General features: G+C 60.4%; 21 protein-coding genes and 1 pseudogene. 17 read left to right on the top strand and 5 right to left on the bottom strand.

Annotation, left to right across the window (positions count from 1 at the left end):
• Positions 1 to 4: 4 nt before the first annotated feature.
• From BSF44_RS15255 to BSF44_RS15285, 7 genes are all read left to right on the top strand, one after another.
• Complete coding sequence (locus BSF44_RS15255; RefSeq protein ID WP_095944205.1) at positions 5 to 1,258, top strand: DUF3426 domain-containing protein; 1,254 nt, start codon at positions 5 to 7, stop codon at positions 1,256 to 1,258.
• A gap of 184 nt (positions 1,259 to 1,442) precedes the next feature.
• Complete coding sequence (gene dusB, locus BSF44_RS15260) at positions 1,443 to 2,453, top strand: tRNA dihydrouridine synthase DusB (RefSeq protein ID WP_008016791.1); 1,011 nt, start codon at positions 1,443 to 1,445, stop codon at positions 2,451 to 2,453.
• Positions 2,450 to 2,770, top strand: coding sequence for a DNA-binding transcriptional regulator Fis (fis, locus tag BSF44_RS15265; RefSeq protein ID WP_015093301.1), 321 nt, complete (start codon positions 2,450 to 2,452; stop codon positions 2,768 to 2,770). The genes dusB and fis overlap by 4 nt, the downstream gene beginning before the upstream one ends.
• An 82-nt stretch (positions 2,771 to 2,852) precedes the next feature.
• Positions 2,853 to 4,460: a bifunctional phosphoribosylaminoimidazolecarboxamide formyltransferase/IMP cyclohydrolase gene (gene purH / locus BSF44_RS15270; RefSeq protein ID WP_095944206.1), complete on the top strand. Its 1,608-nt coding sequence runs from the start codon at positions 2,853 to 2,855 to the stop codon at positions 4,458 to 4,460.
• Between the two features lie 189 nt (positions 4,461 to 4,649).
• Entirely contained in the window at positions 4,650 to 5,945 is a 1,296-nt protein-coding gene (gene purD, locus BSF44_RS15275; protein WP_095944207.1) for a phosphoribosylamine--glycine ligase, read from the top strand.
• Between the two features lie 100 nt (positions 5,946 to 6,045).
• On the top strand, positions 6,046 to 8,823 hold the full coding sequence (locus BSF44_RS15280) for a hybrid sensor histidine kinase/response regulator (RefSeq protein WP_095944208.1): 2,778 nt from the start codon (positions 6,046 to 6,048) through the stop codon (positions 8,821 to 8,823).
• Between the two features lie 65 nt (positions 8,824 to 8,888).
• Entirely contained in the window at positions 8,889 to 9,485 is a 597-nt protein-coding gene (locus tag BSF44_RS15285; RefSeq protein WP_008053960.1) for a MarC family protein, read from the top strand.
• Between the two features lie 185 nt (positions 9,486 to 9,670).
• Here the strand turns inward: BSF44_RS15285 and BSF44_RS15290 are convergent, their stop codons facing one another.
• The 5 genes from BSF44_RS15290 to cobG all read right to left on the bottom strand — a co-directional run bounded on the left by BSF44_RS15290 (position 9,671) and on the right by cobG (position 15,067).
• Positions 9,671 to 10,516 (bottom strand): hypothetical protein, encoded by an 846-nt coding sequence (locus BSF44_RS15290; protein WP_095944209.1) that lies wholly within the window; start codon positions 10,514 to 10,516, stop codon positions 9,671 to 9,673.
• A 184-nt stretch (positions 10,517 to 10,700) separates the two neighbouring features.
• Complete coding sequence (gene cobJ, locus BSF44_RS15295) at positions 10,701 to 12,410, bottom strand: precorrin-3B C(17)-methyltransferase (RefSeq protein ID WP_095944210.1); 1,710 nt, start codon at positions 12,408 to 12,410, stop codon at positions 10,701 to 10,703.
• On the bottom strand, positions 12,410 to 13,141 hold the full coding sequence (locus BSF44_RS15300) for a precorrin-2 C(20)-methyltransferase (protein ID WP_095944240.1): 732 nt from the start codon (positions 13,139 to 13,141) through the stop codon (positions 12,410 to 12,412). The genes cobJ and BSF44_RS15300 overlap by 1 nt, the downstream gene beginning before the upstream one ends.
• The gene (locus BSF44_RS15305) at positions 13,141 to 13,767 is read right to left on the bottom strand and encodes a precorrin-8X methylmutase (protein ID WP_095944211.1); all 627 of its coding nucleotides are present in this window, start codon (positions 13,765 to 13,767) and stop codon (positions 13,141 to 13,143) included. The genes BSF44_RS15300 and BSF44_RS15305 overlap by 1 nt, the downstream gene beginning before the upstream one ends.
• A complete protein-coding gene (gene cobG, locus BSF44_RS15310; RefSeq protein ID WP_095944241.1) occupies positions 13,760 to 15,067 on the bottom strand; it encodes a precorrin-3B synthase in 1,308 nt (435 codons plus the stop codon). Before cobG ends, BSF44_RS15305 begins: the two co-directional genes overlap by 8 nt.
• Before the next feature lie 301 nt (positions 15,068 to 15,368).
• Between cobG and BSF44_RS15315 the strand changes: the two genes are divergently transcribed.
• The 10 genes and pseudogenes from BSF44_RS15315 to BSF44_RS15365 all read left to right on the top strand — a co-directional run.
• Positions 15,369 to 16,016 (top strand): hypothetical protein, encoded by a 648-nt coding sequence (locus BSF44_RS15315; protein ID WP_095944212.1) that lies wholly within the window; start codon positions 15,369 to 15,371, stop codon positions 16,014 to 16,016.
• A 138-nt stretch (positions 16,017 to 16,154) separates the two neighbouring features.
• Positions 16,155 to 17,366: a precorrin-6y C5,15-methyltransferase (decarboxylating) subunit CbiE gene (cbiE, locus tag BSF44_RS15320; RefSeq protein WP_095944213.1), complete on the top strand. Its 1,212-nt coding sequence runs from the start codon at positions 16,155 to 16,157 to the stop codon at positions 17,364 to 17,366.
• Positions 17,359 to 18,456, top strand: a complete 1,098-nt coding sequence (locus BSF44_RS15325; RefSeq protein WP_095944214.1) for a cobalt-precorrin-5B (C(1))-methyltransferase — start codon at positions 17,359 to 17,361, stop codon at positions 18,454 to 18,456. Before cbiE ends, BSF44_RS15325 begins: the two co-directional genes overlap by 8 nt.
• The gene (locus BSF44_RS15330) at positions 18,453 to 19,175 is read left to right on the top strand and encodes a cobalt-precorrin-6A reductase (protein ID WP_095944215.1); all 723 of its coding nucleotides are present in this window, start codon (positions 18,453 to 18,455) and stop codon (positions 19,173 to 19,175) included. The genes BSF44_RS15325 and BSF44_RS15330 overlap by 4 nt, the downstream gene beginning before the upstream one ends.
• Positions 19,176 to 19,578: 403 nt before the next feature.
• A complete protein-coding gene (locus BSF44_RS15340) occupies positions 19,579 to 19,977 on the top strand; it encodes a DUF2946 domain-containing protein (protein ID WP_095944216.1) in 399 nt (132 codons plus the stop codon).
• Between the two features lie 47 nt (positions 19,978 to 20,024).
• A complete protein-coding gene (locus BSF44_RS15345; RefSeq protein ID WP_095944217.1) occupies positions 20,025 to 20,504 on the top strand; it encodes a copper chaperone PCu(A)C in 480 nt (159 codons plus the stop codon).
• A 21-nt stretch (positions 20,505 to 20,525) separates the two neighbouring features.
• The gene (locus tag BSF44_RS15350) at positions 20,526 to 21,008 is read left to right on the top strand and encodes a DUF2946 domain-containing protein (RefSeq protein ID WP_095944218.1); all 483 of its coding nucleotides are present in this window, start codon (positions 20,526 to 20,528) and stop codon (positions 21,006 to 21,008) included.
• Positions 21,009 to 21,200: 192 nt separating this feature from the next.
• Positions 21,201 to 23,318, top strand: coding sequence for a TonB-dependent copper receptor (locus tag BSF44_RS15355; RefSeq protein WP_095944219.1), 2,118 nt, complete (start codon positions 21,201 to 21,203; stop codon positions 23,316 to 23,318).
• Positions 23,319 to 23,428: 110 nt separating this feature from the next.
• Positions 23,429 to 24,808: a PepSY domain-containing protein gene (locus tag BSF44_RS15360; protein ID WP_095944220.1), complete on the top strand. Its 1,380-nt coding sequence runs from the start codon at positions 23,429 to 23,431 to the stop codon at positions 24,806 to 24,808.
• 165 nt (positions 24,809 to 24,973) lie between these two features.
• Positions 24,974 to 25,514, top strand: a pseudogene (locus tag BSF44_RS15365) (ABC transporter ATP-binding protein); the annotation flags it as partial.
• Between the last annotated feature and the right edge of the window lie 86 nt (positions 25,515 to 25,600).

The following is a 25,600-nucleotide window of genomic DNA, read 5'->3' on the forward strand; positions in this document are numbered from 1 at the left end:
CCGCATGACCGATAGCTTCGTCACCCAGTGCCCGCATTGCCAAACCAGCTTCCGCGTCAGCCATGCCCAGTTGAGCGTGGCTCGCGGGGTGGTTCGTTGCGGCTCCTGCCTGCAGGTGTTCAATGCCGCCAGGCAGCTGCTTGAGCAGGCAGGCAAGGAAGCACCGGTCGCGATGCCGCTCCCGCCTGCGCAGCCCGAGGAGCCCCTTGAACCAACACAGCCGCGCGCCATCAGCCAAAAGCAATGGAGCGCTACGGAGCTGGACCTGGACAGCCTCGACCTCGACGAAGAGCTCGCTCGGCTCGAACAGCGGGAAATCCAGCCGACCACCGAACTCGGTCGCCATCGCGAGGACTCGCTGAGCGCCCGTCGCGACAGCAACGAGCATGATGACAACGAGCCGTGGTCCGACAGCCTGTTCAGTGAGTCGGCGGCCGACCGTGCGCTACTCGACGAACCGCTCGACAGCCTTGAAACGCCAGAGCCGATGGACGAACCGAGCAAGGCCTCGCGCACTGAACCTTCGCTGTCCCTGGAGCCGGTTGATCTCGACGACGAACCGCAACCACCCCATTTGCGATTACACGACCCTCTCGATGCGCCACTGAACCACGAGCGCCTGTCGACCGCCGACGAGAGCGAAATCGACGACAACCTGCCCTCGATCGAACCCCTGCGCAAGCGACGCGAACGCAGCGAGCCGGGCGTGCGCGCCGAAATGTTGCAAGACCTGACCGACGACCCACTGCAACTGGACTGGCAAAAACGCCGCTCGCCCTGGGGCCGACGGCTGTTCTGGTTGCTGCTGGTGCTGATTGCCGCTGGCGCCCTCGCCGGCCAGTACATCGCCTACCATTTCGACGAGCTGGCGCGACAGGATCAATATCGCCCGTGGTTCCAGCAACTGTGCCCGCAAATCGGTTGCACCGTGCCCTCCAAAGTCGACATCGCGAAGATCAAAAGCAGCAACCTGGTGGTGCGCAGCCACCCCGAGTTCAATGGCGCCCTGGTGGTCGATGCGATCATCTATAACCGCGCGCCCTTCTCCCAGCCCTTCCCGTTGCTGGAACTGCGCTTCGCCGACCTCAATGGCCACCTGATCGCCAGCCGTCGCTTCAAGCCAGGCGAGTACCTCAATGGCGATCTCGAAGGTATGGCGGAGATGCCTCCGCAAACGCCGATCCACATCGCCCTGGACATTCTCGACCCAGGTGCCAAGGCCGTGAACTACAGTCTGAGCTTTCACTCTCCGGAGTGAAACGCTTCATTGCTCCCGGATTAACGTCGGCTTTCTGACTGCTCCCGGCCAACCAAACCACGGGTAATAACAGAATAACTGTTCAGAATTTGTTCAATTCAGCCTTTATCCAGTCATCGAGAGCGGGTATCATGCCAACCCTTTTTCGAACTCTCATGATCCGGCCCCACAACAGGGAAGTCCTATGTCGGCGGTACGCATCGGCCCATACACATTACATAACAGCTTGATTCTCGCCCCCATGGCGGGCGTCACCGACCAGCCCTTTCGTCAGCTGTGCAAGCGCTTGGGCGCGGGACTGGTCGTCTCGGAAATGGTCACCAGCGACATGAGTTTGTGGAACACCCGCAAGTCGCGCATGCGCATGATCCACGAAGGTGATCCCGAGCCACGCTCGGTACAGATCGCCGGTGGGGACGCGCAGATGCTGGCGGACGCCGCCCGTGCCAACGTTGAAATGGGCGCGCAGATCATTGATATCAACATGGGCTGTCCGGCAAAAAAAGTCTGCAACAAGGCTGCCGGTTCCGCACTGTTGAAGGATGAACCCCTGGTAACCGAGATCCTGCAGGCCGTCGTGGCTGCGGTCGATGTGCCGGTTACCCTGAAGATCCGGACCGGTTGGGACCGGGACAACAAGAATGGCCTTACGGTGGCGAAGATCGCCGAGCAGGCCGGCATAACGGCGTTGGCGGTGCATGGCCGCACCCGTGCCGACCTGTACACCGGTGAAGCCGAGTACGACACCATTGCCGCAATCAAGCAGGCTGTGTCGATTCCGGTCTTCGCCAATGGCGATATTGATTCGCCGGAAAAAGCCCGGTACGTGCTCGACGCGACCGGTGCCGATGGCCTGTTGATTGGCCGGGCTGCCCAAGGGCGGCCATGGATTTTTCGCGAGATCGACCATTTCCTGCGTACCGGCGAGAAACTCCCGGCGCTGGAACTGATCGAGGTGGAACGCATTCTGCTAGAGCATCTGGCTGCCCTGCACGCCTTCTATGGCGATGTCATGGGTGTGCGCATTGCTCGAAAGCATGTGGGCTGGTATCTCGCAACCCTGCCGGGCGCCAGGGAGTTTCGCGCCCACTTCAATCGTTTGGATGGTACGGATACACAATGCGCCAACGTTCGGGCGTTTTTCGCCGAGCGTTACAAGAGCCTGACAGGGGACGGAGAGTGGGTGGCCGCATGACGATGATGACCGAGACTTTAGTGAGTGGAACAACACCCGTGAGCGACAACGTGAATTTGAAACAGCACCTCAATACGCCAAGCGAAGAAGGCCAGACCCTTCGCGGGAGTGTCGAGAAGGCGCTGCACAATTATTTCGCCCACCTTGAGGGCGCTGCCGTCACGGATGTGTACAACCTGGTGCTCTCCGAAGTCGAGGCTCCCCTGCTCGAGTGCGTGATGAACTACGTCAAGGGCAACCAGACCAAGGCCAGCGAGATGCTCGGACTGAACCGGGGCACGCTGCGCAAGAAACTCAAGCAGTACGACTTGCTGTAAGCATTCAATCAAACCAGAAAGGCGCCCGCGTAAAACCGGTCGCCTTTTTTGCTGACTTCCTTTGCTTTTGATGGAAATTGAGATGACCGACCAGACTACCCGCCTGCCGATCCGCCGCGCCTTGATCAGCGTTTCCGACAAGACCGGGATCCTCGAATTCGCCAAGGAGCTTGAAGCCCTGGGCGTCGAGATCCTCTCCACCGGCGGGACGTTCAAGCTGCTGCGGGACAACGGCGTTGCCGCAGTGGAAGTCGCGGATTACACAGGTTTTGCCGAAATGATGGACGGCCGGGTGAAGACCCTGCACCCGAAAATCCACGGTGGGATCCTCGGTCGTCGCGGTATCGACGACGCTATCATGAACGAGCACGGCATCAAGCCGATCGACCTAGTAGCGGTCAACCTGTACCCGTTCGAAGCCACCATCAACAAGCCAGGCTGCGACCTGCCGACCGCCATCGAGAACATCGACATCGGCGGCCCGACCATGGTTCGTTCGGCGGCGAAAAACCATAAAGACGTAGCGATCGTGGTGAACGCCAGCGATTACGCCAACGTACTGGAAAACCTGAAAGCCGGCGGCCTGACCTACGCACAGCGTTTCGACCTGATGCTCAAGGCCTTCGAACACACTGCCGCCTACGACGGCATGATCGCCAACTACATGGGCACCGTGAACCAGGCTGCCGAGACACTGAGCACGGAAGGTCGTAGCGAGTTTCCGCGCACCTTCAACAGCCAGTTCATCAAGGCTCAGGAAATGCGCTACGGCGAGAACCCGCACCAGAGCGCGGCGTTCTACGTTGAGGCCAAGCCTGCTGAAGTCGGCATCGCCACCGCGACCCAACTGCAGGGCAAAGAACTGTCGTACAACAACGTGGCCGACACCGACGCTGCGCTGGAATGCGTGAAGAGCTTCGTCAAGCCTGCTTGCGTGATCGTCAAGCACGCCAACCCGTGCGGCGTGGCCGTCAGCCCTGATGCCGAAGGCGGTATCCGTCAGGCCTATGAACTGGCCTACGCTACCGACACCGAGTCGGCGTTCGGCGGCATCATCGCCTTCAACCGTGAACTGGATGCCGAGACCGCCAAGGCGATCGTCGAACGTCAGTTCGTTGAAGTGATCATCGCCCCAAGCGTGAGCGAAGAAGCCCGTGCCATCGTTGCGGCCAAAGCCAATGTGCGTCTGTTGGCGTGCGGCGAGTGGTCGGCTGACCGCGCTGCGGCCTGGGACTACAAGCGTGTCAACGGTGGCCTGCTGGTACAGAGCCGCGACATCGGCATGATCGGTGCCGATGACCTGAAGGTCGTGACCAAACGCGCTCCGACCGAACAGGAAATCCACGACCTGATCTTCGCCTGGAAAGTCGCCAAGTACGTGAAGTCCAACGCTATCGTCTACGCCAAGAACCGTCAGACCATCGGTGTCGGCGCCGGCCAGATGAGCCGCGTGAACTCCGCGCGCATTGCGGCAATCAAGGCAGAACATGCTGGATTGCAGGTAGCCGGTTCGGTGATGGCTTCCGACGCTTTCTTCCCGTTCCGCGACGGTCTGGACAATGCGGCCAAGGCCGGTATCACTGCGGTGATCCAGCCAGGCGGCTCGATGCGTGATGCTGAAGTGATTGCTGCTGCCGATGAAGCTGGCATCGCGATGGTGTTCACCGGCATGCGCCACTTCCGTCACTAATACGGCAACGGTCGCACTGACGCCGGCATCTGCTGCGTTGGAGCCCACCTCGATGATGCTCATTGCCAAAAGGCAACTCCGCTCATCGAGGTGGGCTCCGCCTTGCATCTACCGGCGTCATTGCAACCTCCTAGGGCGTAAAGCGCTTTAGGTTCTAAAACAGAATTAGCGTCATCCGAGGTTTTTGAAATGAATGTTTTGATCATTGGCAGCGGTGGCCGTGAACACGCCCTGGCCTGGAAAGTGGCTCAGGATCCGCGCGTGCAGAAGGTGTTCGTGGCTCCGGGCAACGCCGGTACCGCCATCGAAGCCAAATGCGAGAACGTCGCCATCGACGTACTGGCGCTTGAGCAACTGGCAGACTTTGCCGAGAAAAACGTTTCCCTGACCATCGTTGGCCCTGAAGTGCCGCTGGTGGCCGGTGTTGTGGATCTGTTCCGCAGCCGTGGCCTGGATTGCTTCGGTCCGACCGCTGGCGCTGCGCAACTGGAAGGTTCGAAAGCCTTCACCAAGGACTTCCTGGCGCGCCACAAGATCCCGACTGCCGACTACCAGAACTTCACCGAAATCGAGCCGGCCCTGGCTTACCTGCGTGAAAAAGGCGCTCCGATCGTGATCAAGGCCGATGGCCTGGCCGCCGGTAAAGGCGTGATCGTCGCCATGACCCTGGCCGAAGCCGAAGACGCCGTGCGCGACATGCTGGCGGGCAATGCCTTTGGCGATGCGGGTTCGCGCGTGGTCATCGAAGAGTTCCTGGACGGCGAAGAAGCCAGTTTCATCGTCATGGTCGACGGCAAGAACGTGCTGCCAATGGCCACCAGCCAGGACCACAAACGCGTCGGCGACGGCGACACCGGTCCGAACACCGGCGGCATGGGTGCTTACTCCCCGGCGCCAGTGGTCACCGCCGAAGTGCACAAGCGTGTCATGGACCTGGTGATCTGGCCGACCGTGCGCGGCATGGCCGAGGAAGGCAACGTCTACACTGGTTTCCTGTATGCCGGCCTGATGATCGACAAGGCTGGTAACCCAAAAGTCATCGAATTCAACTGCCGCTTCGGCGACCCTGAGACCCAACCGGTGATGCTGCGCCTGCAGTCGAGCCTGGTGCTGCTGGTCGAGGCCGCCCTGGCCCAGGCGCTGGACAAGGTAGAAGCACAATGGGATCCACGCCCGAGCGTTGGTATCGTGCTGGCCGCTGGCGGCTATCCTGGTGACTACGCCAAAGGCGTGGCCATCAATGGCCTGGATGCAGCGGCTGCACTGGAAGGCAAAGTCTTCCACGCCGGTACTGCGCTCAAGGACGGTCAAGTTGTAACGGCCGGCGGTCGGGTGCTTTGCGCCACGGCCATGGGCGCAAGCGTAGATGCTGCGCAGCAGCAGGCCTACAAGCTGGCGGCATCGATTGACTGGGAAGGCTGTTTCTATCGCAAGGACATTGGCTACCGTGCCATTGCCCGCGAGCGTGGCGAAAATCAGGAATAAGGTAAACACCGCGCCAGGCAATGAACACCGTTTATTGCCTGGCTATTCCGGCGCCGCGCATCGTTATATTCTGGCATCAACCTAACGAAGGGATTTCGCCGTGCGCTGGCTCAGGATTGCCATAAGCTTGACCGTCACTTTGCTGACCTTGCTCTGCATGCTACCGGCCCAGGCCGCGCAAGGCAGTGGCTGGGCGGTATTGCTCGACGAACAGGGCGACCTGCAACTGAGCGACATCCGTTCCGCACGCTACACCAATCAATTCAGCCCTATCGAACTCGACCGCATTACCGCGGCCGAACCCGATGGCGCGCTATGGTTGCGATTCAGGCTTGCACCGGGTAAGCACGAACAGTTGCTGCGCGTGTTCGCGCCTGACTTGCGCCAGTTCAACATGTACGTACTGGACGGCGACAAGCTGATCGATCAATCCAGCACGGGCAACGAACGCCCCCAATCCGAGCGACCACTGCCCAGCAACGACTTCATGCTGGCCCTGCCGCAAAGCGACACCCCTCTCGACGTATACCTGCGACTGGCCTCCGACCACCAGTTACGGCCCTATATCACCCTGCAATCGGCGATCCTCTCGGCCGCCAACCAGAACCAGACGCTGATCTATGGTCTGCTGTTCGGTTGCATCGCCATGCTGATCCTGCACAACCTCATCCGCTACGCCTACACCCGCTCGCGCAGCGCCCTCTGGTTGGCGGCGTGCGAAGGTTTGTTGATGCTCAGCCTGCTGTTGTTGCTGAACCTCGCCGGCCCCTGGCTGCCGGACTGGCATGCACTGCAAACGCCAGGGGCTTACCTGGCATTGATAATGACCGCGCCCTGCGGCCTGATGCTTGCCTATCGCTTCTTCGCCCCGCTCGGGCCGCATCCGCTGAACCGATTGCTGCTTGGCGAGGTCCTGCTCATCACCGCGTGCGGGCTGATGCTGCTGTTCGTCAATACCTTGCCGCTGAACTTCATCACCTACGGCCTGGTGGCGTTGGCGGGCCTGACCATGCTGTTCATCAGCGCCTATCACTGGCAAAAAGGTTATCGCCCGGCTCGCCTCTTCGTGGCGGCCATGGTGGTGTTCAACCTCGGGACACTGGTCATCCTGCCCGCCCTGTTGGGGCTGACCCTGGTCGAACCCAATGGCCTGATCACTACCTTGCTGGTGTTCATCTGCATCAGCGGCCTGTTGATGAGCATTGCGTTGAGCGAGCGCCAGCGCCGCATCACCGAAGACCGCTTCAGCATCAGTCGTGACCTGGCGGCCAGCAACGCAGAGATCAACGCCAAGGCCGAGTTCCTGGCGAAGATCAGCCATGAGATCCGCACCCCGATGAATGGTGTCCTCGGCATGACCGAGCTGTTGCTGGGTACACCGCTTTCGGTCAAGCAACGCGACTATGTACAGACGATCCACAGCGCCGGTAACGAACTGCTGACGCTGATCAACGAAATTCTCGACATCTCCAAACTCGAGTCCGGACAGATCGAACTGGACGATGTGCAGTTCGACCTCAATGCACTGATCGAAGACTGCCTGAGTATCTTCCGCGCCAAGGCCGAGCAGCAAAATGTCGAGTTGATCAGCTTCATCCAGCCGCAAGTGCCGCGGGTGATCAGCGGTGACCCGACACGCTTGCGCCAGACGCTGTTGAGCCTGCTTGAAAACGCCCTGAAAAAAACCGATGAAGGCGAAATCCTGATCGTCGTGGCGCTCGACGAACGCAACACCAAACCACGCCTGCGTATCGCCGTGCAGGACAGCGGCGAGCCCATGGACGCCGAAGAACGCGACGCCCTGATGCACGCCGAACTGCACAGCCGGCATTTTCTTTCGGCCACCCGGCTGGGCGGCAACCTGGGGCTGGTGATTGCCCGCCAACTGATCCGCCTGATGCAGGGGGAATTCGGGATCAAGAGCGGCAACAACCAGGGCAGCACCCTGTGGCTGACCCTGCCACTGGACCCGGATCGCCTGGAACACCCGACCTCCGACCTCGACGGCCCGCTGCAAGGTGCGCGGGTATTGGTGGTGGACGACAATGAGACCTGTCGCAAGGTCCTGGTGCAACAATGCAGCGCCTGGGGCCTGAATGTCAGCGCCGCGCCTTCCGGCAAGGAAGCGCTGGCCCTGTTGCGTACCAAGGCTCATTTGCGTGATTACTTCGATGTGGTCCTGCTGGATCAGAACATGCCCGGCATGACCGGCATGCAACTGGCGGCCAAGATCAAGGAAGACCCGAGCCTGAACCACGACATCCTGCTGATCATGCTCACCGGCATCAGCAACGCACCGAGCAAGATCATCGCGCGCAACTCCGGGATCAAGCGCATCCTCGCCAAGCCGGTTGCCGGCTACACCCTCAAAACCACCCTGGCCGACGAACTGACCCAGCGCAACAAAGGGCTCGTCGCAACCCAACCCGCGCCAAGCGGCCCGGCGTTGCCGGTCAAGGTCCCCTCCGACTTCCGCATTCTGGTCGCTGAAGACAACAGCATCTCGACCAAGGTGATCCGCGGCATGCTGAGCAAGCTCAACCTGCAACCGGATACCGCCTGCAATGGCGAAGAAGCCCTGCAGGCGATGAAAGCCCAGCGTTACGACCTGGTGCTGATGGATTGCGAAATGCCGATCCTCGACGGTTTCTCGGCCACCCAGCAGTTGCGGGCCTGGGAAGTCGGCAACCAGCGGGCCCGTACCCCTGTGGTAGCGTTGACCGCCCATATCCTTGCCGAACACAAAGAGCGTGCGCGACAGGCCGGCATGGACGGACACATGGCCAAGCCGGTGGAGCTGTCGCAGTTGCGCGAACTGATCGAGCACTGGGTCGCCCAGCGTGACCAGCAGAATCGCACGACAACCCAAACGTCCTGAGCCGACAGACTCCGCAACCCCTGATAGACTCCCACTCGACTTTTCTTGCCAGTGAGCCCGGCACCATGCTCCATGTGTTGTTCAGCGTTTATCTGAAGATGCTGGTGCTCTACAGCCCATTCTTCGTATTGTCCTGCTTCATCAGCCTGACCCGTGGTTATTCGCGCAAGGAACAGCGTCGGCTGGCCTGGAAAGTAGCGGTTGCCACCCTGGTCTCCAGTGTGCTGCTGTACCTGTTCGGCCGAGTGATTTTCAGTGTTTTCGGCATTACCGTGGACGCATTCCGCATTGGCGCCGGCAGTGTGCTGTTCATTTCGGCGCTGGGCATGGCACAAGGCAAATCGGCGGTACAGACCGACAACGTGCAGCAGGATGTCACCATCGTTCCACTGACCATCCCGCTGACAGTCGGCCCCGGCACCATCGGTGCCTTGCTGGTGATGGGCGTGAGCCAGCCGCACTGGGACGACAAGCTCACGGCCATTGTCAGCATTGCCCTGGCCAGTTTTACCGTGGGCGTGGTGCTGTTTTTGTCCGGTCGTATCGAGCGCATTCTCGGCGACCAGGGGTTGCAGATTGTCAGCCGATTGATGGGGTTGTTCGTGTGTGCACTGGCGGCTCAGATCATCTTCACCGGGGTGAAAGGGTACTTGGTGCCTTGAACACAAAGCGCTCCGGTTCAGGCAAGTCGTGGGGCCAGTGGACTCGAAACATCCACGCACCTCACCACTGCACGATGCCTGCATCGCACTCCTTGCAACAGCCAATGATGCAAACCGGGCAACCCCTCTCCCTCTGTTTCAAACAGGCCAGAGACCATCAGCCTCTGACCCTGGCTTAGTTGAGTTCAACGCCTGCGTCGCGGAAATCTTTTAGCCAACACTTCTTTTCGATTCTGCGCCAGGATAAATTCGACATCCTCTTTTACTTCAGCGTAAGCAGAAGGATTAAAAGCGAGAAAGTTGGAGCCCTGATAAATTTCGAGACTTGCAATTTTCAAATCCAAAAACAAAACACCAGCACCCACTTGATCCCCAACATGATTAACGGACGAAAACGAAACCAAAACCAATCCGTTCTTCGTTTGCTCGCAAGGCAGCAAGGCCAGTTTTACACCCTTGGCCTTGGTCACTTCATAGTTGAAAACCTTGATTGTTTCAGGTTCTTTTTCCAATGCTGACAACGTGCTGTCCGCAACGGCACCTAGCACGGTTGCACCTGGAATGGCATTTTTTGCCGCTTCAACGCCTGCCTGGATAATAGTGGTGACAACATTTTTCATTGTCCCGCTGCCAGTCCTTTTCTTGTATTCGATACTCGCGTTGATGGGAACAGAACACCCCATATCCTCCATACACTGGAGAAAGGCCCGGTGCCAGGCGGCAGGGCTATGACTATCTTTAGTTTCGCGATCGGCCTCCAACTTCGAAAACTTTATGAGGTTTTCGATAATCGTCATATTTTCAAGCGAAATATTATCGCCATAACCAATCAGCGCATTACCCAAAACCAAAGCATCCAAGTCCTTGGTAGGGCTAGACTCGTTCAATGCCTTGGGTGAACTCGACGCAGTGGTCGACGTTAATGCTTCTACACGAGGGACACTATTCAACAATGACTTCGACCTGGCAAGACGCGCCTTCCCAATATCGGTGCATTGTTTGTGAGTGATAAAATCTTCCGCAATATCCATATCGAGCAACTCCTTTAAATTCGTTTAAGCCTCCAATAGAGACAAAACGAATCTAAACCACCCCAACCCCGCTATCAAACCCGATTAAATGTCGATATATGTAAGCGACCATAAAGCCTTACAAACACGCAGCCATTGTCGAGCAATCCAGCTCGAGCAACGCTGCACTGAACCGTCATATCACTTAGTTAATATCAATTAATTTATCACCATAACTACGCGGTGTATAAACCCACGACATTCCTTGCGAACGATGAAACACACGAGTCGTGGATGAGCCAATCAACACCATGGTCCGCATGTCGACCTGGTCTGGAGTCAATTGAGAGAGCGTCGTCACCCGTAATGTTTGCCCCGGGCGTCCGACATCACGCCCAAGCACGACTGGCGTTTGCGGTGCGCGATGTTGGGCGACGATCTCCAGCGCACGTCCCAGTTGCCAAGGCCGGGAACGCGAGATCGGATTGTAGAACGCCATTGCCAGATCAGCTTGCGCAGCCAGATCCAGACGTTTTTCAATGATCGACCATGGCTTGAGGTTATCCGACAGCGACAGTACACAGAAGTCATGCCCCAGCGGCGCACCGGCTTGAGCCGCTGTTGCCAGCGAGGCGGAAACCCCCGGCAAAATCTCGAGATCGACGTTGTGCCAATGGACGTCGGTGGATTCGTGCAGCGCCTCCAGCACCGCCGCCGCCATGGCGAAAACACCTGGATCGCCTGATGAAACCACCACCACCGAACGCCCCTGGGCCGCCAGCTCGAAAGCGTGTCGGGCGCGCTGCATCTCTTCACGGTTGTCGGTGCAATGCAGCACCTGATCGTCGCGAAACGGCCCGGCCATGCGCACGTAGGTTTCGTAACCCAATATATCGTTGGCGCGGGCCAGTTCAGCCTTCACGGCCGGCACCATCAGTTCAGCAGCGCCCGGCCCGAGGCCGATCACCGCCAGCCGTCCACGTGGGCGGCCGATTTGCAACGGGTCCAGCGGCTGCTCTGCCACCGCAATGGCAACAGTGTCGCTATCAAGCATGGAAACGGGCTGGCCAATGGCGGTACTCAGACGTTCGCCAAGCACCATCTCAGCCTGGGCAAAGCGCAACGGCACACCCAATTCAAGCGCCGCTTCGCGCAACCCCGGGCTGGCCATTTCGGTGTCGGCAGCCAAAAGACAAGCCAGCGACTGCACGGCAATTTTTGCCTGATGCAATGCGTCGCGCACCGCCTGCGCGATGCTCTCCACGCCGGCATCCACAGCGACCACCACATTGCGCGGGTAGATCAACAATTCGTTGGCCGCGGGAGCCCGCTCGGCATGACTGACGTGCACCGCCAGTCGAGCCTGCGCATCTTCGGGCAACTGCGCCTGCACCAGCCACGGGGCTTCACCCTCAATGCGCACCGTTTCGCCGGCCAACAGATCGGAGACAAAACGCTTGCCCAGCTCCAGATCACCCAAGGCATAACCGCTGGGCGGGTTGAGCAGGCAGGTGCCGAAACGCAACTCGCCGCTGGTGGTAATCGCCGCGGCGACTTCCAGCGAGGCGGCAATCTCCCGGGCCATCACATTCACTCCGCCAAGACCACCCAGCAGTGGAACCACGGCGCTGCCGTCTTCGGCCACCGCCAATACCGGTGGTTCAACGCCTTTTTCGAGCAACAGGGGCGCCAGGGTGCGGATTACGATCCCGGCCGCGCACAGGGCAATGATCGGCGTGCCCTGTTGATAGAGCTCGCGCAAGGTCGCGCCGAATTCGTGATAGACCCGATCCGCGCCTTCGACCCGTTCGGCCAGGCCATGGATCAGGGCTTCGGGGTACACCTGCTGAATGCTGCGTGCGGTAGCGAGGCTGCCATTGCCGAGAATGACAATCGCCGGAACTGGACGAGTCATCAGCCTTGCCACCTTTCACCGGGAACGATGATCAACGAGAAGTACGGCGAGGACATCGGCTCGACCTGATCCAGCGGCACGATCTTCTGATTGGCCATGGTCGCGCGCTCGACGTACAACGCGCGTTCGGCCAGGCCGAGTTCTTCCAGCACCTGGCGAACCTTGGGAAAGTTGCGCCCCAGTTTCATGATGACGGCCGCATCGGCATCGGCCAGGCGACGCTTGAGTTCGTCGTGCGGCAACACACCGGACAACACCGACAGACTCTGATTGCGATACACCAGCGGCGCACCGAGCACCGAGGCCCCGCCGAGCATCGAGCACACGCCCGGCACGACTTCCGCCTGATAACGCTCGGCAAGCCGGTCGTGCAAGTACATGTAGGAGCCGTAGAAGAACGGATCGCCCTCGCAGATCACTGCCACATCACGGCCCGCATCAAGATGCATCGCCAGCTCTGTGGCGGCGTCATCATAGAAGTCGCTGATCACTTGCTCGTAGGACAGAGGTGCCGGCAAAGCTTCGGTGGTCACCGGGTACACCAGCGGCAACAGGTTCTGTGCTTCCTGCAGGTGCGCCTCGATGATACCGAAGGCGTTGCCTTTCTTGCCCTTGGCCACGAAGTACGCCACCACCGGGGATTCGCGCAGCAAACGCAGGGCCTTGACGGTAATCAGTTCCGGATCACCGGGGCCGACACCGAGGCCGATCAAACGTCCAGGTTGCTGCATCATTCGATCTCCGTAGCGAGGGCATTGACGGCAGCGGCAGCCATGGCGCTACCGCCCAGGCGTCCCTGCATAATGACAAAAGGCACGCCACGGCTGTCGGCCGCCAGCGCGGCCTTGGATTCGGCTGCGCCGACGAAACCCACTGGAAAACCGAGGATCAGTGCCGGTTTCGGCGCACCGGCGTCGAGCATTTCCAGCAGGTAAAACAGTGCCGTCGGGGCGTTGCCGATGACCACCACGCTGCCTTCCAGGTGCGGACGCCACAGTTCCAGCGCAGCGGCTGAACGGGTATTACCCAATTCACGGGCCAGTTCCGGAACGCTCTCATCGCGCAAGGTGCAGATCACCGGATTGTTCGCCGGCAACCGCGCGCGGGTAACGCCTTCGGAAACCATCCGCGCATCGCACAGAATCGGCGCGCCAGCCGCCAGCGCATCACGCCCGGCCTTGCCCGCCCCTTCGGAAAACTGCAGGCCATCGATGGCCTCGACCATGCCGCAGGCGTGAATGACACGCACCGCGAGTTTCTCCAGATCGTCCGGGATTCGGTCGAGGTTGGCCTCGGCGCGAATGATCGCGAAGGAGTTGCGATAGATCTCCTGACCGTCGCGGATGTAATCAAGCATCAAGGGCGCTCCGTGAGCGGGCGTCGAGCAGGGCCGCGACCGCTTCAATAGTAAGATTGCGTGCGTGCAGTGCGCCGAAACCCGGCTGCGCTGCATCGCGAAAATAGAGATCGTAGTGACCGTGGGCGACGGCCTGTAATGTGACGGGCGCTGTATGCGCGGCGGCGCAGGAACGCGGGCAACCGCTCAGGTGTATGGTCTGTGCCGGTCCATGGCGGTGCAGCAGCGCGGCCAGTTGCAAGGCATCGCCCTTGGTCTCGGCCAACCCCTTGGCGCAACCGTTGGAACCGGTACAGGCGATCAACCGGGACAACGGCTGACCGGCTTCACACGCCAAGCCCAAGCGTTGCAAACGCCCCATGACTTCGGCGGCATTGTTCGTGCGGACATTAGGCAACAGCAGACTTTGCCAGGGTGTGAAGCGCAGACTGGCATCACCGAACTCCCGTGACAGTTGCGCCACGCCCCGCAGCATCGCCGGATCGAGCCGCCCCAGTGGCGGCACGGCCCCCACATAGACAACTCCGGGCTCGGCCTGGGGATGCGCCCCCAAGTGCAAATCACTGGAGCCCGCAACCCGCTGCCAACCGACAACGGCTTGCAGTGGCACTCGCTCGGCCAGTCGAAGCTGCATGCCCTCGATCGGGTACTCAGCCAGCAAATGACGCATCCGTGTCTGCTCGGGGCGCGCCAGTTCAAGGAACAACTCAAGGACCGCGACCACCAGCGCGTGCCCGTCCGCCAGTGCAACCGAACCGACGGGGCTGTCCGTCGGGCATCCCGCCAGACCGAATGCCAGCCGTTGTTCACCGCCCTGGTGAAACGCCGAGAGCCACAGGTCATGGGGATGCTCGAGCATCGCCAGGTCTTCGCCGCCATCGAGTTGCACGGCGAACTTGGCACTGAGGTCGTGGAAGGCTTCGTGGCTTTGCAGTGTGGCGAGGATCTGCCCGGCCAGCGGGCGGGTGTCAAGCAGCATGCGCCGATCAATCCCGGCGCCGGGGCTGAGCATCAGGTTGCGCACATCGTCGCCGGCCGCCGTGCGTGGCCCCAAACCGGCGGCCAGCAAGCAGTCGATCAATACCACTCGCTCGTTGCAAATGCCGCGGATTTGCAGGTTGGCCCGGTTGGTCGCCTCGATCGCTCCGCTGGCGTAACGCTCAGCGGCATCGGCCACAGCGATTGCCTGTTGCGCGCGGATGGCGCCACCGTCGAGTTTGATCCGGCAAATACCACCGTCCAATGCCTGGACGACACGCAACAACCCGGGACAGGCGGAAGGGCGCAAGCGGTTGGGTATCTGACGTGACTTCACAGGACGACCGGTACAAGACGAAGGACAGCATTATGCCTGCTTTGTCCGGCCTGATGAAAAACCCTGGCAGGTTGACGACGAAAAGCGCTTGACCCCGGGCCCAGGCTTTTCGCTTCAAGCCTGGACCGCCATCCCGGGTTCTAGTTGAACAATCAGCGAAAACCGCTAACAGCAAGAATCAATTCAACCAACCCGAATTATTTAAACCATACACCAACTCTTGTACTTTTCACCGCAGCCCGAAGAAAAATAACAGCAAAAAACCAGCTACATCAAAGGAGAAAAAATGAACATTGAAAAACCGAATGGAATACTGACTGCCCACAATCTTATTTCATGCACCGAAGAACTTTCACTGCAAGATTACGACGACTTCACCCATTGCACACAGATAGCCACCCAGTCCGCAGACATGGTCGGCAGTCGTTTCGCCGACTCGACAACCTGGCTGAATGAATACGTTACGACGTTGAATTTTTTCGGTTGGTCTGTCTATCAGGATGCCATCTATACCCGCACTCAACACTCTGTTTCGAAAAGCATTGCCGAGTTTCTGGTGCAAAGCGCTCAAACCATGCCGGATCGCCGACAAGGGAACGCCATGATTGACACGCTCGACGCATTGAAACCCAACCAGCCGGCGCTTTATTCACTGGACCAACAAAGTTCCCTGGGAGAGCGTTTTCAAGTAATACCCACACGCTACGATTCAAAAGGCTTTCTTGAAATCGCAGTTTTTAATCTTGAGTTAGTGATTACAGTCAAAAAAAGTGGCTTTCTATTTTTCAACATGGAAGACCACGCCGCAAAAATCATCCAGCAACGCGTTTATCTTAAACTGGACAAAAACATACTCGACAGCAAAAGATCGCTCATGGAACGCAAGCGGCTCGAAATCAGAATGAAGAGATTCGACCTGAAAAAGAGCCATTAACTGGATAAGCCTCGACCACATTTTCAGACACTGGCGACAGGCGAATACAACCCACACCGCGCTATGATGCACAACCGCACAGGTCGACACGGACCGACAGCGTGATGATTTGGCTTCGATTGATAGAAGAGGAACAGCATGACCCCCTGGCTGACAGTGGTAGGCATCGGAGAGGAAGGCTTCAAGGGGCTTGGCAAAAATGCCCGTCACGCTCTGCTGAACGCTACTCGGATCATTGGCGGCCAACGTCAACTGGACTTGTTGCCGGCCTGCATCCGCGGTGCGCGGCAACTGTGGCCCAGTCCTTTCTCCCTTGACCCGGTTTTGACGAAACAGGGGGAACCCGTTTGCGTCCTGGCCAGCGGAGATCCGATGTTTTTCGGGGTAGGAGCCAGTCTCTCCCGACATTTATCCAGTGATGAAATGCGAATTCTACCCGCCCCGTCCTCCTGCTCACTGGCCGCTGCGCGTATGGGTTGGCCCTTGCAGGAGGTGGTCACCCTTTCGGTGGTGGCCCGGCCTGTCGCCGCACTCAATGCCCACCTGTCCAGCGGCGTGCGCTTGCTGGCATTGAGCAACGACGGCCGCAGCCCCGCCGCCATCGCCGCACTGCTGCGTGAGCGTGGTTTCGGTCCGAGCCGGATAACCGTGCTCGAACATTTGGGCGGTGAAACCGAACGACGTGTCCACGGTATCGCCAGCGACTGGAGCGATCCGCCGATCGCCGACCTGAACCTGATCGCCATCGAGTGCATCGCCGAACCGAACACGTTGCACCTGTCGCGACTGGCCGGCCTGCCAGACTCGGCCTTCCAGCACGACGGCCAACTGACCAAACGCGATGTACGCGCCATCACCCTCGCCCGCCTGGCTCCGGTGCCCGGTGAATTGTTGTGGGATGTCGGCGCCGGCAGCGGCTCGATCGGCATCGAATGGATGCGCGCTCACCCCGGTTGCCGCGCACTGGCCATCGAGGCAGATACGGGTCGACAAGCGTTGATCGAACACAACCGTGATGCCCTCGGCGTTCCCGGCCTGCAACTGGTTCGCGGCAGCGCGCCGCAAGCATTGGCCGGGCTGGAGCGGCCGGATGCGATTTTCATCGGCGGCGGTGTCACCCGCGAGGGTGTACTCGATACCTGCTGGGCCGAACTCAAACCCGGTGGCCGGCTGATCGCCAACGCAGTCACCCTGCAAAGTGAAATGACCCTGATGGCCTGGCGCGAGCAACATGGCGGGGAGTTGACCCGCATTCATATCGCCCAGGCACAACCGCTGGGCGACTTCGACACCTGGCGCCAGGCCTTGCCGATTACCTTGCTGGACGTTACGAAACCCCTCGATGCGTGACGAAACCGCCGAACAACCCGCCCCCCTGCGCAGCGGCCTGACCACCGGCAGCTGCGCCACGGCTACCAGCCTCGCCGCCGCGCGCCTGCTGCTGGCTGGCACGGCGGCCGATGCGGTGGAAATCGTATTGCCCAAGGGCAAACAGGTGCCGATGCGTCTGGAATTCTGCCGCCTCACCGAGGACGGCGCCGAAGCGGGAACCCTCAAGGACGCCGGTGACGATCCGGACGTGACCCACGGTGCCCTGCTCTATTCCCAGGTGCGTCTGAGCAGCGAACCGGGGACGCGCTTCAAGGCCGGACTTGGCGTAGGCACCGTGACCCGGCCCGGGCTGGTGCTGGGCGTCGGCGAACCCGCGATCAATCCGGTGCCACGCAAAATGATCAGCGAACACCTGGCTCGACTGGCCGACGAACTCGGCTACAGCGGCGGTTTCGAGGTCACGGTCAATGTCGAGAACGGCGAGACACTGGCACTCAAAACCATGAACCCGCGCCTGGGCATTCTTGGCGGCTTGTCGATCCTCGGCACCAGCGGCATCGTCCGGCCGTTTTCCTGTGCTGCCTACATCGCCTCGATCCACCAGGGCATCGACGTGGCGAAAACCAACGGTTACCTGCACATCGCCGCCTGCACCGGCAACGCCAGCGAAGACACCATGCGCCGGGTCTACAACCTGCCGGAAATCGCCCTGATCGAAATGGGCGACTTCGTTGGCGCCGTGCTCAAGCACCTGCGCAAAGTACCGGTGGATAAACTCAGCCTGTGCGGTGGTTTCGGCAAGATCAGCAAACTGGCGGCCGGGCACATGGATTTGCACAGTCGCCATTCGAGCATTGACCTGCCGCAACTGGCGCTATGGGCGGCGCAGGTCGGCGCCGATGCGGCGTTGCAGCAGAGCATCCGCGAAGCCAACACCAGCCAGCAGGCACTGGCCATGGCCGCCGCGGCCGGGATCGCCCTGGGTGATGCAGTCTGTCAGCATGCTCTGGACTTTGCCCGCAGCGTGGTGCCGGCGCAGGTTCAGGTGGAAGTCTTCGCCATCGATCGCCAGGGCGGAATCGTTGGCCATGCCGGAGCATTTCAATGAAGCGCATCCTGTTGCTCGGCGGCGTGACCGAAGCCATGGCCATTGCCCGCACGCTGGGACCGCAGCATATCTACAGCCTGGCCGGTGTCGGTCGGGTGCCGACCGATCTGCATTGCCAGGTGCGCGTCGGCGGCTACGGCGGCGCCGAGGGTCTGGCGCAATTCATTGGCGATGAAGGTATCGACCTGCTGCTCGATGCCACCCATCCCTACGCTGCCCAAATCAGCCAGAACGCCGCGACCGCCGCGCGCTTGAGCGGCATTCCCTGCTGGGCGCTACGGCGTCCGGCCTGGCAAGCCCAGGCGGGTGATGACTGGCGCGAAGTCAGTGACTGGCCCGAATTGATCGAAGCCCTGAAGCCCTTCCGTCGACCGCTGTTCACCCTCGGTCGCGAGCCCCTGCAACACCTTGACGAAATTCCCGCGGAGCAATTCTGGACCCTGCGCGCACTGGACGTGTATCCGGGCAACGAGCGCTGCGAAGTGATCGGCGCACGGGGGCCCTTCCTGATCGACGATGAACGTGAGTTGTTCGAACGGCGAAATATCGATGTGCTGATCAGCAAGAACAGCGGCAGCACCGCTACTGAGCCGAAGCTGGAAGTGGCGCGGGAGCGCAGGGTGCCGGTGCTGGTGTTGAAACGGCCGGTGTTGCCTGAGGTAGATCGGGAGTTTCCGGCAGTGGCCCAAGTGCTACGAGCAATAGCGGAGCGGTTATAAACCTGACTTTTGCGAACGCCCCAAGGACGCCTTCGCGGGCAAGCCCGCGAAGGCGTCCTGTCTGGCGACACAGAGACGCGAACCTACAGATCAACAAGACGTTACGCACAACTTAATCCAGCAAGGAGGAAGATTCGGGAGATGGATTTTTTGTTCGATTGGCGTTCAGAGACGTCAACCACACCATCCGTGCACGTATCCAAAGTGATCCGACATTTGCCCAAGCATTCCGAATCGAAGTCGCTACACTCTTTCATAACGGCGAGCCAGAAATTGCTCAACGCATGTTGGACCTGTTGATTCAGGCGCTGCGACACCAAACCGCACGCCGCCTTTTTACTTATCGGCCCTGATCAGGCTAAATAGCCCGCGCCTGATCGCCCACCCAAACGGATTTTGTCCCATGTCCCGACAACGGCTCGCAATTGCCTGGATAGCCTGCTTCGCAGTGCTGTTCAACATGCTCGCCATGCCGATGTCCGGAGCGATGGCGCAAACGGCGAAGTCACCTGCCGAACAGTTGTTGTGGGGCAGTTTCTGCAGCTCCAGCGGCACCAGGATGGTGGCGATTTCCATCGGGGATCTTGAACAGAAAGCCCCGCAAAACGACGTTCATTCCAACATGCAGCATTGCTGGTGCTGTTCCGGTTCTGCGCCATTGGTGGCGCTGCCGGGGCATTCGCCACAGCTGTATTTTGCGCACTTCGAATCCAACCGAAGCCTGCCCGATACCTCGCTCGAAAGCCCGTCACCGCGCCAGCAATGGCCGAGTCTCAACCCCCGTGCGTCCCCTCTGGTGTGATTCTTTCTCGCAATTGACTGCGTTTTAAATCGTTCCGGAGAACTGCCATGTTGAACAAACTCATCGTTCTGGCTGCGTTGCTGCTGCCTGCCTGCTTTGCCAATGCCCACGAATACAAGGTCGGCGCACTGGAAATCGCTCATCCGTGGTCCCAGGAGTTGCCACCCAATGCGCCCACTGTTGCGGCGTATTTCGTGATCAACAATGAAGGCAAGACCGCCGACCGCCTGCTCAGCGTCGACACCCCAATAGCGGGCGAAGCGCAATTGCATGAGCACGTGATGCAAGGCGACATGATGAAAATGCAGCACGTACCGAGCGTGGAAGTGCCCGCCGGAGGCGAGGTCACTTTCGCACCCATGGCCTATCACGTGATGTTGCTGGGCCTCAAGGACCGCAGCCTGCTCACTGACGGCAAGCGCTTCCCCATGACGCTGCACTTCGAGAAGTCCGGTGACGTGACGGTCGAAGTCGCGGTGCAGAAGCAGGCGCCGGACGCCATGCAAGCGCACGTGCACAAGCCGTAATCGCCTGAGCTGAAAACGCCCATGCGCCCGCTTAGCGCCAGGTCATCCAGGTCATCCAGGTCATCCAGGTCACGCGATCAGACATTGAGCCTGACACGCGGCAGCTGGATCAGCCTGTTCGCCATGCTGATGATCTTTATCGGTCCGCTGATTTCTCAGTCGATGCCGATGGATTCGCGCGCCATGTCGATGACCATGCCTGTGGGTATGAGCATGGACATGCCGATGGATATGTCGGCGATGGAGCATGCCGACCATGCCACGCAAGCCACGCAAGCCACCGCCGAGCATTGCCCGCCAGCCCCCGGCCACCATGTGCTGTGGGAAAAATGCGGCTATTGCAGCCTGCTGTTCAATTGCCCGGCACTGACCGGTGGCCTGTCTTTCGCCAACTTCGTTATCCCGCCCGTCAACACCTTCACCGCCCCCTCCCCACGCTTGGGCCATGCCCGGCAATCCTTCTTCCCCGGCGCCCGCACCCGCGCCCCGCCCGTCGTCGCGTAAACACTCACTTCTGATTTCACACGGCCCGCAAGACAGCCAAAGCAACCTGTGGGAGCGAGCTTGCTCGCGAAGAGGGAGTGTCAGTCAACGTTGATGTCGTCTGGCACACCGCTTTCGCGAGCAAGCCCGCTCCCACAGGGACAGCCTCAGACTGCCGGCCGTGTCGTTTACGACTGTTCGATGGAAATTGTCATGTCCAGGTTTTCCGCTGTCCCGTGCTTGAGCCCTGCCCAAGCCTCTTATGCCCTGAACGAATCCCGTGTTCGTTTCAGGCACGCCACCGCCATCCTGTGCGGTGCCTTGCTGGCGCCTTCTGCGCTGGCCGATGATCACGCCGGTCACAGTGAAGAACTGAGCCCGACGGTGATTACCGCCGTTGCGCCCAGCTCGCCCTTGACCATCGTCACCAACCCCAAGGACCCGCGCCAACCGGTGCCGGCCAGCGACGGCGCCGATTATCTGAAGACCATCCCCGGCTTTGCCATGGTGCGCAATGGCGGCACCAACGGTGACCCGGTGCTGCGCGGCATGTTCGGCTCGCGGCTGAACATCCTCACCAACGGCGGCATGATGCTCGGTGCCTGCCCGGGCCGCATGGACGCCCCGACCTCCTACATCTCGCCGGAAACCTACGACAAGCTCACCGTGATCAAAGGCCCACAAACCGTGCTGTGGGGCCCGGGCTCTTCGGCCGGGACCATTCTGTTCGACCGCGAGCCGGAACACTTCGGCGAACTCGGTACGCGGGTCAACGCCAGCGTACTGGCCGGCTCCTACGGTCGCTTCGACAAACTGGTGGACGCTGCCGCCGGCGGTGAGTCGGGTTATGTGCGGGTCATCGGCAACACCGCGCACTCCGACGACTACCAGGACGGCAACAACGATACCGTGGCGTCGCGCTATGACAAATGGAATGGCGACATGGCCGTCGGCTGGACGTCGAATACCGACACCTTGCTGGAGCTGACCGCCGGCCGTGGCGATGGTGAAGCCCGCTACGCCGGGCGCGGCATGGACGGTTCGCAGTTCCTGCGCGAAAGCCTCGGCCTGCGCTTCGAGCAATCCAACATCGGCGAGGTGCTGGATAAGGTCGAGGCGCAGGTCTACTACAACTACGCCGACCACGTGATGGACAACTACACCCTGCGCACACCGTCCGGCACCGGGATGATGGCCGGGCCCATGGCTTCCAACGTCGACCGCCGCACCCTCGGCGCCCGGGTCAAGGGCACCTGGCGCTGGGCCGATGTACAACTGATCAGCGGCATCGACGCGCAGACCAACGAGCATCGCCAGCGCGGCGCCATGGGTGTCGACACCTACAAGGACCTGCCGTACACCAAGGATGCCGACTTCCATAACTACGGCGTGTTCGGCGAACTGACCTGGTACGCCGCCGACCGTGACCGCCTGATCAGCGGCGCACGCCTGGACCGTGCCTCGGCCAAGGATTTTCGGCAGACCATCGGCTCGGGCATGATGACCCGCCCGAATCCGACCGCCGACGACACCCGCGCCGATACCCTGCCCAGCGGTTTCATCCGCTACGAGCATGACCTGGCCGACAGCCCGACCACCTTGTATGCAGGCATAGGTCACACCCAGCGATTCCCGGATTACTGGGAGCTGTTTTCACCCAAGTCCGGCCCCGCCGGTTCGGTGAATGCCTTCGATTCGATCAAGCCGGAAAAAACCACCCAGCTCGATTTCGGCCTGCAGTACAAGACCGAAGACCTCGAAGCCTGGGCCTCGGCTTACGTCGGGCAAGTGCGCGATTACATCCTGTTCAACTACACCCCGACGATGATGGGTACGACCTCACAAGCCGAAAACATCGACGCGCGAATCATGGGCGGCGAACTGGGCGCCGCTTACAACCTTACCGACAACTGGAAAGCCGACGCGACCCTGGCCTACGCCTGGGGCAAGAACAGCAGCGATGGCAGTGCATTGCCGCAAATGCCGCCGCTGGATGCCCGTTTCGGCCTGACCTACAGCGAAGAAAACTGGAGCGCCGGCGCACTGTGGAGAGTGGTTGCCGCGCAAAACCGCATCGACCAGAACAAGGGCAACGTGGTCGGCAAGGATTTCGGCAAGACGCCGGGCTTCGGCGTGTTCTCCCTCAACGGCGCCTATCGGATCAACAGCAACTGGAAGGTCAGCAGCGGCGTCGACAACCTGTTCGGCAAGGCTTACGCCGAGCACTTGAACCTGGCCGGCAACGCCGGTTTCGGCTACCCGGCCAATGACCCGCAAGCCATCAAGGAACCGGGGCGAACGCTCTGGACCAAGGTGGATATGAGTTTCTAAAAGCTTCGCGAGCAAGCTCGCTCCTACAGGGAAGCGAGCCTGCTCGCGATCGGTTGCAAGGCAACCGCCAATCAAACAACTAAAAGATCCAGCCAAGTGGAGCACGCGTGATGAAACAGCCCAAAGTGAATTTCTACAACCTGGCGTGGCGCTGGCATTTCTATGCCGGATTGTTCGTTGCGCCATTCATGGTGATGCTGGCCCTGACCGGCACCATTTACCTGTTCAAACCGCAACTCGACTCGCTGATGTACAGCAGCCTGCTCAACGTTCCGGCCGGTCATCACACAGTGCCGGCCGACGACCTGCTCAAGCGCGTGGAAGACGCGTACCCGCAAGCCACGATCAAGCAGTACCTGCCACCGGTCAGCGCTGAACGTAGCGCGCAGTTTGTCGTGCTCAATGGCGGCAACGAACTGAATGTGTTCGTCGATCCGTACCACGGTGACATCCTCGGCGAGCAAGACGCCAAGAAAAACCTGCAAGCCATTGCCCGCGCGATTCACGGCGAGCTGATGATCGGCACCGTCGGCGATCGGCTGATCGAACTGGCCGCCGGTTGGGGCGTGGTGCTGGTGGTGTCCGGCATCTTCTTGTGGTGGCCACGCGGTCAGGCGGCAGGCATTTTGTGGCCGCGCCTGAACAGCCGTGGTCGCATCTTGTGGCGTGACCTGCACGCGGTCACCGGGTTCTGGGGCGCGTCCCTGCTGCTGGTGATGCTGCTGAGCGGCATGACCTGGACCGGCTTCTGGGGCAAGCAGTACGCCGAAGTGTGGAACGTGTTCCCGGCCGCCATGTGGGATGACGTGCCGAAGTCCGACGTCGAGGCTCGCAGCCTCAACACCTCCACCCGTCAGACCGTGCCGTGGGCCATGGAAAACACGCCGATGCCGATGTCCGGCGACCATGCCGAGCACATGGCCCACGACGGTGCAGCGGCCGGCCTGGCCTCGCCGACCATGCGCCTGCAGGACGTACAAAACATCGCCAAAGAGCGCAAGGTCGAACCGGGTTACAGCATCACCCTGCCGACCAATGCAACCGGTGTTTTCACCATTGCGCTGTTCGCCGACGACCCGCGCAATGACGCCACGCTGCACATCGATCAGTACACCGGCAAGGTCCTGGCCGATGTACGTTTCGAGCAATACGGCAGCGTCGCCCGCGCCACGGAAATCGGCGTGATGCTGCACGAAGGCAAGATGTTCGGCGCCTTCAACCAGATTGTCGTGTTGCTGATCTGCCTGATGATTTTGCTCAGCGCGGTCAGCGGTGTGGTGATCTGGTGGAAACGCCGTCCGCAAGGAAAACTCGGCGTGCCGCCGCTGCGCCACGACCTGCCGAAATGGAAAACCGCGATGGTGATCATGTTCGCCCTGGCGCTGGCCTTCCCGTTGGTGGGTGCTTCGCTGGTGGCGGTTTGGGTGCTCGACCGTGTGCTGCTGTCACGCTTCGCCCGGCAGACTGAGAGCGCCTCATCTTCATCATGAAACAGGCGAGATGCGCGGGATCGATAGCACTGTAGACTTCCCGCACTTTTCGTCGCTGCCCTATCGCGAGCAGGCTCGCTCCCACATTTGACCGTGTTCCAATGTGGGAGCGAGCCTGCTCGCGATGGCGTCATCCGCCGTTCCAGAAACTTCAAGAACAACTGCATGACCTCGCTGAACCTCACAAACCTCACCTGGTCCCCACTGGGTCACGGCCATTGCCATCACCAATTCCAGCTGCGTAACGCCTCGCTACAGGTGGCCGCCGGTGAGTTCGTCGGGCTGATCGGCCCCAACGGCAGCGGCAAGACCAGCCTGTTGCGCTGTGCCTGGCGCTTCAGTAAACCGGAAAGCGGCGAGGTCAGGTTCGATCACCAGAACGTCTGGAAGCACTCCTCGCGCTGGTGCGCGCAACGCATCGCCGTGGTGTTGCAAGAGTTCCCTGAAGCCTTCGGCCTGACTGTCGAGGAAGTGGTCGCCATGGGCCGTACGCCGCACAAGGGCTTGTTCGATGGCGACACCCTCGAAGACCGCGACCTGATCAATCAGGCCCTGGAGTCCGTCGGCCTCAAGGGCTTCGAAGACCACGGGTTCGTCACGCTCTCCGGTGGTGAAAAACAGCGGGTCATCCTCGCCCGCGCCCTGGCCCAGCAACCACAATTGCTGATCCTCGACGAGCCGACCAACCACCTTGATCCGCGTTATCAGCTTGAGCTTTTGAAGCTGGTCACGCGCTTGAACATCGGCACCCTGGCGAGCATCCACGACCTCAATCTGGCGGCGGCTTTTTGT

The sequence above is a fragment of the Pseudomonas sp. ACN8 genome (assembly GCF_002303925.1).
Classification (GTDB): domain Bacteria; phylum Pseudomonadota; class Gammaproteobacteria; order Pseudomonadales; family Pseudomonadaceae; genus Aquipseudomonas.

Excerpts from the sequence above, each read along its gene's own strand:
- purH (WP_095944206.1), top strand. The coding sequence starts at position 2,853 with ATGACCGACCAGACTACCCGCCTGCCGATCCGCCGCGCCTTGATCAGC.
- BSF44_RS15325 (WP_095944214.1), top strand. The coding sequence starts at position 17,359 with ATGCGTGACGAAACCGCCGAACAACCCGCCCCCCTGCGCAGCGGCCTG.
- BSF44_RS15330 (WP_095944215.1), top strand. The coding sequence starts at position 18,453 with ATGAAGCGCATCCTGTTGCTCGGCGGCGTGACCGAAGCCATGGCCATT.
- BSF44_RS15305 (WP_095944211.1), bottom strand. The coding sequence starts at position 13,767 with ATGCTTGATTACATCCGCGACGGTCAGGAGATCTATCGCAACTCCTTC.
- BSF44_RS15340 (WP_095944216.1), top strand. The coding sequence starts at position 19,579 with ATGTCCCGACAACGGCTCGCAATTGCCTGGATAGCCTGCTTCGCAGTG.
- BSF44_RS15300 (WP_095944240.1), bottom strand. The coding sequence starts at position 13,141 with ATGCAGCAACCTGGACGTTTGATCGGCCTCGGTGTCGGCCCCGGTGAT.
- fis (WP_015093301.1), top strand. The coding sequence starts at position 2,450 with ATGACGATGATGACCGAGACTTTAGTGAGTGGAACAACACCCGTGAGC.
- BSF44_RS15345 (WP_095944217.1), top strand. The coding sequence starts at position 20,025 with ATGTTGAACAAACTCATCGTTCTGGCTGCGTTGCTGCTGCCTGCCTGC.
- purD (WP_095944207.1), top strand. The coding sequence starts at position 4,650 with ATGAATGTTTTGATCATTGGCAGCGGTGGCCGTGAACACGCCCTGGCC.
- cbiE (WP_095944213.1), top strand. The coding sequence starts at position 16,155 with ATGACCCCCTGGCTGACAGTGGTAGGCATCGGAGAGGAAGGCTTCAAG.
- BSF44_RS15255 (WP_095944205.1), top strand. The coding sequence starts at position 5 with ATGACCGATAGCTTCGTCACCCAGTGCCCGCATTGCCAAACCAGCTTC.
- BSF44_RS15290 (WP_095944209.1), bottom strand. The coding sequence starts at position 10,516 with ATGGATATTGCGGAAGATTTTATCACTCACAAACAATGCACCGATATT.
- BSF44_RS15350 (WP_095944218.1), top strand. The coding sequence starts at position 20,526 with ATGCGCCCGCTTAGCGCCAGGTCATCCAGGTCATCCAGGTCATCCAGG.
- dusB (WP_008016791.1), top strand. The coding sequence starts at position 1,443 with ATGTCGGCGGTACGCATCGGCCCATACACATTACATAACAGCTTGATT.
- BSF44_RS15355 (WP_095944219.1), top strand. The coding sequence starts at position 21,201 with ATGTCCAGGTTTTCCGCTGTCCCGTGCTTGAGCCCTGCCCAAGCCTCT.
- BSF44_RS15360 (WP_095944220.1), top strand. The coding sequence starts at position 23,429 with ATGAAACAGCCCAAAGTGAATTTCTACAACCTGGCGTGGCGCTGGCAT.
- BSF44_RS15285 (WP_008053960.1), top strand. The coding sequence starts at position 8,889 with ATGCTCCATGTGTTGTTCAGCGTTTATCTGAAGATGCTGGTGCTCTAC.
- cobJ (WP_095944210.1), bottom strand. The coding sequence starts at position 12,410 with ATGACTCGTCCAGTTCCGGCGATTGTCATTCTCGGCAATGGCAGCCTC.
- BSF44_RS15315 (WP_095944212.1), top strand. The coding sequence starts at position 15,369 with ATGAACATTGAAAAACCGAATGGAATACTGACTGCCCACAATCTTATT.